Raw genomic sequence first — 11,904 nt, forward strand, 5'->3', positions numbered from 1 at the left:
GAACGCTCCTAAAAACTGCCTAGCTGCTTTTTATCTACTGCTTTTGCTGCCGCGTCTTGCTGGGTAATTAGCCCCATTGCAACGAGGCGCTGTAAGCACTGATCCATAGTTTGCATACCGTGGGCCTGACCGGTTTGAATAACAGAGTACATTTGCGGCACTTTATCTTCACGAATTAGGTTTCGTATGGCGGGTATACCAACCATAATTTCGTGTGCGGCCACCCGCCCTCCTCCTACTTTTTTAAGCAGTGTTTGCGAGATAACGGCGCGCAACGATTCAGATAGCATTGAGCGAACCATGGATTTTTCTTCTGCAGGAAACACATCAATAATACGATCAATGGTTTTTGGCGCTGAATTAGTATGCAGTGTACCGAAAACCAAATGGCCGGTTTCCGCTGCTGAAATAGCTAAACGTATAGTTTCTAAATCCCGTAATTCTCCCACTAATATAACATCGGGATCTTCGCGCAAAGCCGAGCGCAGCGCGTTATTAAACGAGTGGGTATCTCGATGCACTTCCCGCTGATTCATCAAACTTAGTTTGTTTTCGTGAACGAATTCAATAGGGTCTTCAATTGTAAGAATATGCTCTCGTTTATTCGCATTGATATGATCGACCATCGCAGCCAAGGTAGTACTTTTCCCTGAGCCTGTCGCCCCGGTTACGAGCACTATACCGGTAGGTTGATTTATAATTTGTTTGAAGATTTCCGGAGCGCCTAACTCATCTAAGGTGAGAATTTTACTTGGGATAGTACGCAAAACCGCGGCGGCCCCTCGATTTTGTACAAAAGCGTTAACACGAAAACGGGATAAACCTTTTACTTCGAAAGAGAAATCGGTTTCTAGGTTTTCTTCGTACTGCCTTCGCTGCATGTCATTCATGATTTCATAAATGAGAGCATGCACTTCTTTGTGTTCGAGCGCGGGAACGTTTAGCTTTCGCATTTCGCCGTCTACGCGGATAATTGGAGGTAAGCCTGCTGACAAGTGTAGATCAGACGCGTTATTCTTAACGCTGAAAGCTAAAAGTTCGGTAATATCCACAACCACTCCTTTAAACAAGGTGAATAATGCAAACAATAGCAGAAAGACTGGAATCCGCACGAGCGGAGATAGTTCAAGCAACTGCCAGTGCTCATCGTCCATCAAATTCGGTTAAATTACTAGCCGTGAGTAAAACTAAACCGGTATCCGATATTATGGCTGCGTATGAAGCGGGACAACGAAGCTTTGGTGAAAATTATGTACAAGAAGGGGTAGAAAAGGTACAGCAATTATCTGACTTAACAGATATAGACTGGCACATGATAGGCCCTATTCAATCTAATAAAACGAAAGTGGTAGCAGAACACTTTGACTGGGTGCAGTCGGTTGACCGCGAAAAAATTGCGCGCAGGTTAAACGACCAACGCCCCGCGCATATGGCACCATTAAATGTATGCATACAGCTTAATATTGATGATGAGGCCAGTAAGGCTGGTATTGCCGTAGAACAACTAGACGGGTTAGTAAACTTTATTAATCTCCAACCTCGTCTACAACTACGAGGGATAATGGCAATACCCAAAGCCAACCCTAGCGGAGAACAACAAGCTAAAACACTCTCAACTTTGGCGGAATTATTCGCGCAATACCATACATCACTTAGCAATTTTGATACTCTATCTGTAGGTATGAGCAGTGACATACATCAGGCTATCAAGCATGGCTCAACTATGGTGCGTATTGGTACCGCTATATTTGGCAAGCGCTAGCTAAGAAAACAGCATGTTACACGCTATTTTTAGCTAGCACAGAGCAAGCGACAGGATTACTTTTTGCGTATTAACCTAAGGTAATTACTGGACACCCACTGCTTATTAATTCACCTACATTTATTCAAAAAGGATATACATGCAACAGAAGAAATTGGCATTTATTGGCGCGGGCAACATGAGCCGCAGTATTATTAGTGGTTTAATTCAATCGGGTTATGATAAGTCGCGAATTTTAGCGAGCAACCCCTCAATGCCCAAACTTGAACAGTTAAAAGATGAATTCGGCATTCAGATAACCCAGTCTAATGATGAAGCCTGCCAATTCGCTGACGCAATCGTTCTTGCTGTCAAACCGCAAATAATGGGCAATATGTGTGAAGACCTTAAGAACAACAACGATCTCTCTGGCAAGTTATTTATGAGCATTGCTGCTGGTCTTCCAGTAGCCCGTTTGCAGGAGATGCTCGGTGGTGATTACCCAGTGGTACGTATCATGCCTAATACGCCTAGTCTTTTAGGAAAAGGTATGTCCGGCATGTACGCCGACCACACCGTGTCTGAAGAAGACAGAACGTACGTAGATGATGTTATGAACAGCGTAGGTGAAACCGTATGGGTTGAAGAGGAAGATGGCATTAACGGCGTGATTGCCGCGGCGGGCAGCAGCCCTGCTTACTTCTTCTTATTTTTACAATACATGCAGGAAGAAGCAATCGCCATGGGCTTTGATAAAGCACAATCGCGTCTGATGGTACAACAGGCGATGCTAGGCGCAGCCGAAATGGTTTGTCACAACACAGACCTTGAATTAAGCGAGCTTCGCGCCCAAGTTACATCTAAAGGAGGTACAACTGCTCAGGCCGTTAATACCTTTATCGATGAGGGTTTAAAAGACCTTGTAAGTAAGTCTATGCGCGCAGCAGTAGCCCGCGCTGACGAAATGGCAAAGCAGCTTTAACGTTTGTAGGAAAAAACAACATGAATGCAACGGTTTTTCTAGTTGATACCCTGTTTTCTTTGTACTTGATGGTAGTAATTTTACGCTTGTGGTTACAAGCAGTGCGAGCGGATTTTTATAACCCGTTAAGTCAGTTTGTGGTAAAGGCGACCCACCCCATCGTGGGGCCGTTGCGCAGAGTGATCCCCTCAATAGGCCGGTTTGATACTGCAACGTTTGTGTTGGCTGTGGCGGTGGCGGCACTGAAATTGGTCTCGCTTATCGCTATTTCAGGAGGCAGTTTTAACCCATTGAGCATTTCCATTCTTGCTGTCATAACGGTAGTAAAAGAATTGCTGTCACTTATGTTCTGGGTGTTACTTTTACGCGCGATTTTAAGCTGGGTTTCCCAAGGGCAATCACCGGTTGATTACGTACTATACCAGCTAACAGAACCCTTCTTAGCACCTATCCGGCGAGTTATTCCGCCACTTGGGGGGTTAGATTTATCGGTACTTATTGCAATCATTGCATTACAGTTTCTTCAACTTCTGCTCCAAGATACGTTCAGATTGTATTAGTTACTGACGATGAAAAAAAACTTTGGTGGCTTAATGAAAATCAAATATACCGGTTCTAGGCTGGCGTATATCTGCATCGTTAGCGCTCTGGCGCTTTTTAGCAGCCTTGCCCATGGCGAACAAAAACAACGCTTAGGCGAGTGGGATGTGCATTACATGGTAGTAAATACGCCCTTTTTAACCCCCGAGGTGGCTGCTGACTATGGCATTATGCGTAGTAAGTATAATGCCTTGGTAAACATCTCGGTGCTTGATGCTAAAAGCGGTGAAGCGCAACAAGTTGCAATATCTGGTGAGGCTCGCAACCTAATAGGTAACAATCGTAAACTTACCTTTAAAAAAGTTGCCGAAGCTGACGCTATTTATTACTTGGCCGTTTTGCCGTTTCGCGATCAGGAAACCTATCGCTTTACTATCAATGTTCAGCGCGGCAACATTACGCAAACCTTGAATTTTCAACAAAAAATGTACGTTGACGAATAACATTATTGTTCTGGTTTACTTTACCAAACAGAAATAGTGGTAAATAATCGTTATAACTGGTCGGGCAAGTTTAATTAATATAACTTGCCCGTCTTCATAAAAATATAACGAGAATAACCATGACGCTTGCCTACCCCAACTTACTAGCCCCATTAGATTTGGGCTTTACTACGCTTAAAAATCGCACTTTGATGGGCTCGATGCACCTTGGGCTTGAAGAAGAAAAAGGCGGCTTTAAGAAACTTGCTGCCTTCTATGCTGAACGAGCAAAAGGCGGCGTAGCGCTAATCGTAACTGGGGGGATTAGCCCAAATATCTCCGGCTGGGTAGCTCCCTTTGCGGGCAGAATGAGTAGGAGAAAACACGCGAAAAAACACAAAGTGATCACCGATGCGGTGCATGCTGAAGATGGCAAAATTTGCATGCAAATTCTACATTCAGGGCGTTATGGATACCACCCCCTCGCCGTTTCAGCTTCTCCAGTTAAGTCGCCTATTACACCTTTTAAGCCTCGCGCACTCTCATCTCGTGCCGTAAAAAGTACCATTAGTGATTACATAAAATGTGCAAATTTAGCGCAAGAAGCAGGCTATGATGGTGTGGAAGTCATGGGCTCAGAGGGCTATTTAATTAACCAGTTTTTTTGTCGACGCACTAACCAGCGTGAAGATGAATGGGGAGGTAGTTTAGAGAATAGAGCGCGCTTAGCGGTAGAAATTGTTAAGGGGATACGCGCAAGCGCCGGAAAAGACTTTATCATTATATACCGCCTTTCAATGCTTGATTTAGTGGAAGACGGCGCGCCGTGGGACGAAGTGGTTTACTTAGCAAAGGCGATTGAAAGCGCGGGTGCCACACTAATTAATACGGGTATTGGTTGGCATGAAGCACGGGTTCCCACCATCTCTACGTCAGTTCCAAGAGCCGCGTTTACCTGGATAACCGAGCGAATGAAGCACGAGGTTAGCCTGCCTCTTATCACCACCAATCGTATCAATACTCCCGAAGTCGCAGAGTCGGTTTTGGCAAAAGGCCACGCTGACATGGTGTCTATGGCACGTCCTTTCCTTGCAGACCCTGACTTTGTAGCCAAAGCGATGCGCAATGAGGCAAAGTTTATTAATACCTGTATTGCGTGCAATCAGGCTTGCTTAGACCATGCGTTTGCCCAAAAGCGGGCCAGTTGTTTGGTTAACCCCCAGGCATGCTACGAAACCGAGTTGACGTTCCCTAAAACGAAGCATCAGAAAAAATTAGCGGTAGTAGGTGCTGGGCCTGCAGGCCTCGCGTTTGCCGTGTATGCAGCAAGTAGAGGACACCAAGTACACCTGTTTGATAAAGCAAATGAAATAGGTGGACAATTTAATTACGCCAAGCAAATACCCGGTAAAGAAGAGTTTTATGAAACTCTTAGGTATTATAAAAATCAACTTGAAAAGTATGGCGTGAATCTGAATTTAGGCAGTGAAATAACCGCTGAGGCGCTGATAAAAGGCGGTTTCAAAGACGTTATTTTAGCCACGGGAATAAAGCCCCGCCCCTTAACTATAAAGGGGCACGATCACCCTATGGTGATGTCCTACTTAGATGTTTTACGCGATCACCACCCCGTTGGGGAGCGTGTGGCTATCGTTGGCGCAGGTGGAATTGGCTTTGATGTGGCAGAGTATTTAGTAGAAGATGAAAGCTTAGCGACTGACAGAGATAAGTGGCTAGCCCATTGGGGTATAGACAAAGACTACAAACAGCCAGGCGCATTAACTAATAAAGACATCCACCCTAGTCCGCGCCAAGTCTATTTATTGCAACGTAAAACCAGCAAAGTTGGAAAGAATTTAGGAAAGACTACAGGTTGGATCCATAGACAGTCACTCAAACATCACAATGTACAAATGATAAATGGTGTTCAGTACAACAAAGTAGATGATGAAGGCCTCCACGTAGTGATTAATGGAACCCCCACCTGCTTAGCGGTAGATAATGTTATCGTTTGTGCGGGTCAAGAGCCCTTCAAACCGCTTCACAGCCCACTTGAAGCTGCGGGTTTAAGGGTGCATGTTATCGGGGGCGCAGATGTGGCGGCAGAGTTAGACGCTAAGCGTGCTATTCGTCAAGGCGCTGAGCTAGCGGCCGCCATATAGAATATGTAGCGTTGAAATAAGCTAGGGATGTACGTTTGCAATTAACCACATGGCCCAGCGCTAGCAACATCGAATATGATGTGTTAGCTAGCTGGGTGTGCCATGAAGGAAACTATCGGGAGTAAATAGAATGCGAAAGCATTTATATTTAGTTTGTTTCTATTTACTTAGACGAGCAGGCTTAGACTTTTTTCGTATCGAAAATAAACTTTGCCAAAAGGCAACTTCTAATACTATCGCTACTAACATAAAGACAAGCGCACCTGTAAAAAAACCTTTGGCATAACAAAAGATAGTAGCCACGGCTAAGATTACTAATAGACCTAAACGCCATATTGATTTCATTTTTACATTCTTTTCATAGTTGCTTACTTTCAGTAAACTACAGCACCGTTACCTTTGCAAAACGTAAACCGTAACAATTTGTATATCGCCTCCGATTAGTTTACCTCAGAGGCGATGATATAGCGGCACGCTTTTAGTGCTCCCACTCCTTTTCAAGTACACTCGCTGTGCCCGCTTCCACTTTAACTTCTTTTCTCGACTCGTTTCCTTTACTGTCTACCGCGTAAAATTCGTAAACGGTAATATCAGTGCCGTATTGTTTGCTTTCAATAATACGCTTTGGCTTAAACGAGGCATCATCAGTGGTCAGAGCGTTGACGACTATTTCGGGCAACTGCGCCCAAGTAAGATCTCGCTGTACTTCTACCACTTTCCAACTGTCCTTAACCTGCAGCATATCAAACTCAATTTCACTCCCATCGGTTAATTGGCCTTCCACGTCCAGATAGGTTTTGCCGTGTTTGTACTCTTTTTCTGCTTCTTTTACCGTAAAGTCTGGCGCTATAGCTTTGATAGCAGATAGCGCGCTTTCAGGTAAACGACTAATATCAAACGCTTCTTTCTCATTTAATGACGAGCCCACCTGGGCTTTTTTACCATGGTTCGCTCTTGGAGGTACACTTTCTCCCACGTCTAGTCGGGTGAATGTCACACGGGCATAATCGCCATTAGCTTTATCTTCTTCCCAGTTGCCTGTACCAAGACAGCCAGGATACCAAAATGCAGGGTCGTCTTTAGTGCTGCATTGGTTGTAGGCACCTGCTTTGAAATAATTCCAGTCTAACGTGTAGCCATAAGGATGGTCATGTGGGTCTAGAGTTCCATTAGCATCTACCGCGTTAGCCAAGTTAATTTGATACTCCACAGTCTCATGCCCCGGAGATTCAAATGTTAGATACATCACATCGCCGTGAACATTGACCACGTAACTAAACTCTTCCCCTAACGCAATGCCTTCTTCACCAGGGTTGTCTGGGGATGTCCATAAATTACCCCAAACCGGATAAGCAATGTCGGTACGATTAGGATCATCTTTTGGCAAGTTACGTTCATAGGTCCAAAAAACTGAGCCTGTTTCGTGACCGGGCCATTTTTTATAATAAATTTTGAGCGGCTCGTTACCCCAACCAAAACCTTTTACTTTTTTTTCCCACTTGGTGGCATGAATTTGCCCCACGACCACCGAGAATGCTGGCGGTTTATCTGGATTTTTAGCTCTTAACGCAACATGGTTAACACTAAGCGTAGCTTCCATTTTACCGCCTACACGAGCAAACCTATTCGCGATAGGGTTACTTGCAACAGTGAAATTATTTTTAGGCGACTTTGTTTTAATTTTGGTATTCCCACCACGCAACATGTGCCTAAGTTCACTGCGCGTGTTGGTAGAGTTTGCTGTAGTAAGCGCCTTGTTTGGCGAGGTGAAAACCATGCCACCGTTCTCATCTAGATAAAAGAAATCAGGGTGGGAAAACGTCTGTAGCTCTTCAACTGAAATATTATCAGCTTTATTGTCGTTATTTTCATCGACCGGAAGCGTTATGTACCACTCGCTTAAATCAAATTTATCTGCTGGCACAGCATTTTCCTGCCCGCTAGCATGAGTAGTAAATAACGCCATTAACGCCACGAACCCGCTGTGTACCCATCGCTGTGAAGAGACACCCATAAAAACCCCTTTATTCTAATTGCTATAACTTTTGGTGACACCAATCCATTGGTAAGCTAAAAATACAACCAACAAACTTACCAAATAAAAAACATTGCAATACCAATTTAACATCACAACATAACAATTACAAAAAAGTTTCATTAATATAACGAAACGACAGGTAAAAATGAGTACAACCAGACAGCCATAGGACGAAAAACGGACTCAAAACTAGACAGCCATAACGCCTTTGATCACGTAAATAAAATGAGTGACAGCGAGTAATAGGTAGATAATTAGACACCCAGTAGGGAGATAACTAGACACCCAGCAAAATCCTAGAACGATAGGAATTGAGATATATTAAGACACGCATTATTGAAATCTATCGGACCACTTCCACTATCCACAAGCGGTACACCAGAGCTACTTTCGGTTTATTTTTCAAAGATATGTTGTGTCAACGGCCGACATGTACATTCATCAACAACGCAGCACTGTATGCAGTCAATTAATTTTTATTCGTAATATATAGAATGAATTTTTGGTTAAGAAAGGTTATGTACTTCTCTTTTTTGTAAGGTTACGGAACATGGGAGACTATAAATTGAATGCTATAAGAGGGCAGCGTTACGCAATACGCTTTTTACGCGCAATAGAAACACTAACATCATTTGCAAAATGGGATTCAATACCTTTACTTAATATTGCCCAATCGCTCATGGCTAACCCGGTACGAAGTAATATGGGTTCACAGTGGGTTGCAATACACCCCGGTTTTCCCAGCATCAGCGCGCGGCCAGATTGGTCGACCAATTCTAAATAATCCTTCAACTGAAATGGTAAACTTTTGCGTGAAGTATCTTTCCTGCCGTTATCAAATTGCATAAGACTACGTGGTTGGCGCCTTTTTTGTGCGCATGCAACCCTCAACTTAATGCTAGTATAGAGTGAGGATTCGGGCCTTAACGCTTTGCCAGCTCGGATCGGGTTAAGATCGACATAAGCCATACAGGCTAATAGCGCGCCTTCATCTAAAAGCGCTTGTGATTTGAATCGCCCCTCCCAAAATCGACCAGTACACTCATCTTCTTTATTTGCCATCCTGGCTATGTACTCGTTAAGTAGCCGCATAAACCAACTTATGTCATACAAACGTTTTCTATAAATAGCAACGCAAGATAATACATGCTCAATTTCAGCCTCGGACATGACGGCCCGCTGTTGTTTATCCATGTACTTTCGTGTAAGTAAGGTGCCCTTTTGAAGCGTGTGCCAGCGCTGCAAGACTTCTTCACCATCCATTCCTATCGCTTTTTCCTTATCCACATGTAGCACAACATGAGTGTGATTGCTCATCACTGCATAGGCGCAAATGTCTATGGCGAATGCCCCTGCCAATTTAAGCAATCGTTTTTCCACCCATTTACGACGGTGTTCATAGCATTTGCCTGTGTAGTGATCCTTACCGCACAAAAATGCTCGTCTGACGCACCTTGAAACGCAATGGTAATAGGGGGTATTAGCCAAACAAATAAGTGATTTACGAGGTCTGGGCATAGGCGTCATTAAATATAATGAAAAGAGGTAATAGTATGTATAAATTTAATAGCGTGTGTAACTGACCGTCAGTATAGCTTATCAGTAAAATGAACCTGGGATACGAATAGGCTCATTCTTATTCACTAACGCTCCTTAGCATCGGGCTTGATGGGGCTTCAATTGCACAAATAGAAAACACGTAGTGAGTGTCTATGCGAAGAGTATCTGTACGAGGTCTAGACGTTTGAGCGCTATGGGAGTCTTATAAGTATGGTAGATGCGCTCTTGGTGGCGCTGCACAGTCGCCTTGCGGTGGGTGTCTTGCAGGCAGTGGGTGTCTTGCAGGCAGTGGGTGTCTTGCTGGCAGTGGGTGTCTCGCAGGCAAAGCGGTACGCGGTGCCTGCGGGTACTTTGCCTTATTAAGCCTCTTGGTTGCGTAAAAACACTAGTTCGGTTGATGTGCTTTGCGCTTCGCTATATTCATACCCATCAACGTCGAATGATTTTAATCCTTCAACATCAGTAACTTGGTTATCCAAAATATACCGAGCCATTAGGCCCCGGGCTTTTTTCGCGAAAAAACTGATTATCTTGTATTGGCCGTTTTTGAAATCTTTAAAGGTGGGTGTCACCACCATGCCATCAAGCTGTTTTTTCTTTACCGCTTTAAAATACTCATTGGACGCGAGATTAATCAATACATTATCGCCTTGCTCGGCCAAAGCTTCGTTCAACGCCTCTGTTATGCGTGTCCCCCAAAATGCGTATAAATCCTTACCTTCTGGGTTAGCTAGCTTGGTTCCCATTTCCAATCGGTATGCTTGCATGAGATCTAACGGCCTGAGTAACCCATATAGCCCTGAGAGAATACGAAGGTGCTGCTGAGCATAATCGATGCTTTTCTCATTTAAGCTATAGGCATCAAGCCCCGTGTATACATCTCCATTAAACGCATACATAGCTTGGCGCGCATTGTCAGCGGTGAAAGGAGTAGAAAACGCAGAAAAGCGATTGGCATTTAATACGGCTAACTTATCGCTGATTTTCATTAACGACGAGAGACCTGCCGGCGACAAGGTTCGGCAAACTTTCATTAATTTTTCTGTTTCGTCAAGTAGTGCCGGTTGCGAGTATGCACTGGTAGGCACTGCCGACTCAAAATCTAAATTTTTTGCGGGGGAAACAACAACTAACATCTCAACTCCTTAATTTGGTACTGGGTCATTATACCACTGCTAACGCGGAAATTCGCAAAACCCAAGAAGAAAGGGTTCTATCGGTGTAACAGACAAATCCGATTAGCCAGTATTTCAGCGTGCTTGGCTGTAAATTATCACACGGGTTTGGTATAACTACGTCCTAAACATGCAAACGCTTCGTTTGTAATTAAGCGACAGCACCCTACATACGCAAAAACGCACCGTTTTACTCAACTTGCCCATCTGGTGAGTTGTCCGAATTTTTAGACTAAATTTAGAGAGAATTATGAGCAATCAGCTAGCTTCGTTACGTGACATTACTACGGTTGTCGCCGATACCGGTGATATCGATGCAATTAAGAAGTATCAACCCGTTGACGCAACTACTAATCCGTCATTGTTATTAAAAGCTGCCAGCCTACCTCAGTACGCTGGATTAATCGATGATGCGGTTGCGTGGGCCAAATTGCAATCCAATGACAGCGAACAGCAACTTACTGACGCAGCGGATCAACTCTCTGTTGCCATAGGCAAAGAAATCTCAGCTACTATACCAGGGCGTATCTCTACCGAAGTAGATGCTCGTTTATCTTTTAACAAAGCCGCGACCATCGAAAAAGCAGAACGCTTAGTTCAATTGTATGAAGATGCGGGTATCGATAAATCTCGCATCCTAATTAAAATCGCCTCAACTTGGGAAGGGATCCAGGCAGCCGAAGAGCTAGAAAAGAAAGGGATCCAGTGTAACTTAACCCTGCTGTTTAGTTTTGCCCAAGCAAGAGCGTGTGCTGAAGCGGGTGTTTACCTTATATCGCCATTTGTAGGGCGCATTCTGGATTGGTATAAGAAATCAACGGGTAAAACTGAATACACAGCAGATGAAGACCCTGGCGTAGTGTCAGTGAGCCGTATATATGATTATTACAAAGCCCATGGCTATAAAACAGTAGTAATGGGTGCTAGCTTTCGCAACATCGGTGAAATTCAAGCGCTTGCCGGCTGCGATCGTCTAACGATAAGCCCTGCATTGCTTGAAGAGTTAGCCAACCAACCTGGGGAGCTGGAGGTTAAATTAAAAGATAATGGCGCTACCAAAACTCCTGGCGACCGTTTAACCGAATCTGAATTCCGTTGGGATATGAATGAAGATCCTATGGCGACCGAAAAACTCGCCGAAGGTATTCGTAATTTTGCCGCAGACCAAGTGAAATTAGAAACCTTATTACGTGAAAAACTAAGCGCGTAACCGACGGGAGAAAC

General features: G+C 44.1%; 10 protein-coding genes and 1 pseudogene. 6 read left to right on the forward strand and 5 right to left on the reverse strand.

The genetic code is table 11. From position 1 onward, the window contains the following. Nucleotides 1–8 precede the first annotated feature (8 nt). Nucleotides 9–1,052 carry a PilT/PilU family type 4a pilus ATPase gene (locus GTH32_RS03310; protein ID WP_163083817.1) on the reverse strand — a complete coding sequence of 348 codons (1,044 nt, stop codon included), beginning with the start codon at nucleotides 1,050–1,052 and terminating at the stop codon, nucleotides 9–11. 26 nt (nucleotides 1,053–1,078) lie between these two features. On the opposite strand from GTH32_RS03310, the gene GTH32_RS03315 reads away from it, so the two are divergent. The 5 genes from GTH32_RS03315 to GTH32_RS03335 all read left to right on the forward strand — a co-directional run bounded on the left by GTH32_RS03315 (nucleotide 1,079) and on the right by GTH32_RS03335 (nucleotide 5,907). After that, the gene (locus GTH32_RS03315; protein WP_163083818.1) at nucleotides 1,079–1,762 is read left to right on the forward strand and encodes a YggS family pyridoxal phosphate-dependent enzyme; all 684 of its coding nucleotides are present in this window, start codon (nucleotides 1,079–1,081) and stop codon (nucleotides 1,760–1,762) included. Between the two features lie 139 nt (nucleotides 1,763–1,901). Further along, nucleotides 1,902–2,723: a pyrroline-5-carboxylate reductase gene (gene proC, locus GTH32_RS03320; RefSeq protein WP_163083819.1), complete on the forward strand. Its 822-nt coding sequence runs from the start codon at nucleotides 1,902–1,904 to the stop codon at nucleotides 2,721–2,723. A gap of 20 nt (nucleotides 2,724–2,743) precedes the next feature. Continuing rightward, complete coding sequence (locus tag GTH32_RS03325) at nucleotides 2,744–3,283, forward strand: YggT family protein (RefSeq protein ID WP_163083820.1); 540 nt, start codon at nucleotides 2,744–2,746, stop codon at nucleotides 3,281–3,283. Nucleotides 3,284–3,316: 33 nt separating this feature from the next. Beyond that, entirely contained in the window at nucleotides 3,317–3,766 is a 450-nt protein-coding gene (locus GTH32_RS03330; protein ID WP_246223126.1) for a DUF4426 domain-containing protein, read from the forward strand. 119 nt (nucleotides 3,767–3,885) lie between these two features. Further along, nucleotides 3,886–5,907 (forward strand): NADPH-dependent 2,4-dienoyl-CoA reductase, encoded by a 2,022-nt coding sequence (locus GTH32_RS03335; RefSeq protein ID WP_163083822.1) that lies wholly within the window; start codon nucleotides 3,886–3,888, stop codon nucleotides 5,905–5,907. Between the two features lie 159 nt (nucleotides 5,908–6,066). Here GTH32_RS03335 and GTH32_RS03340 read toward each other — a convergent pair whose 3' ends face one another. The 4 genes and pseudogenes from GTH32_RS03340 to yaaA form a co-directional block, all read right to left on the reverse strand. Next, nucleotides 6,067–6,252 carry a hypothetical protein gene (locus GTH32_RS03340; protein ID WP_163083823.1) on the reverse strand — a complete coding sequence of 62 codons (186 nt, stop codon included), beginning with the start codon at nucleotides 6,250–6,252 and terminating at the stop codon, nucleotides 6,067–6,069. A 610-nt stretch (nucleotides 6,253–6,862) separates the two neighbouring features. Further along, a pseudogene (locus GTH32_RS19460) lies at nucleotides 6,863–7,873 on the reverse strand (polysaccharide lyase family 7 protein); the annotation flags it as partial. A gap of 660 nt (nucleotides 7,874–8,533) precedes the next feature. Further along, on the reverse strand, nucleotides 8,534–9,313 hold the full coding sequence (locus tag GTH32_RS03350) for a transposase (RefSeq protein WP_425482354.1): 780 nt from the start codon (nucleotides 9,311–9,313) through the stop codon (nucleotides 8,534–8,536). 551 nt (nucleotides 9,314–9,864) lie between these two features. Further along, nucleotides 9,865–10,641: a peroxide stress protein YaaA gene (yaaA, locus tag GTH32_RS03355; RefSeq protein WP_163083826.1), complete on the reverse strand. Its 777-nt coding sequence runs from the start codon at nucleotides 10,639–10,641 to the stop codon at nucleotides 9,865–9,867. 289 nt (nucleotides 10,642–10,930) lie between these two features. Between yaaA and tal the strand changes: the two genes are divergently transcribed. Continuing rightward, the gene (tal, locus tag GTH32_RS03360; RefSeq protein ID WP_163083827.1) at nucleotides 10,931–11,890 is read left to right on the forward strand and encodes a transaldolase; all 960 of its coding nucleotides are present in this window, start codon (nucleotides 10,931–10,933) and stop codon (nucleotides 11,888–11,890) included. The last annotated feature ends 14 nt before the right edge of the window (nucleotides 11,891–11,904 follow it).

It is taken from the genome of Alteromonas profundi, from assembly GCF_010500865.1.
GTDB classification, from domain to species: Bacteria; Pseudomonadota; Gammaproteobacteria; order Enterobacterales; family Alteromonadaceae; genus Alteromonas; species Alteromonas profundi.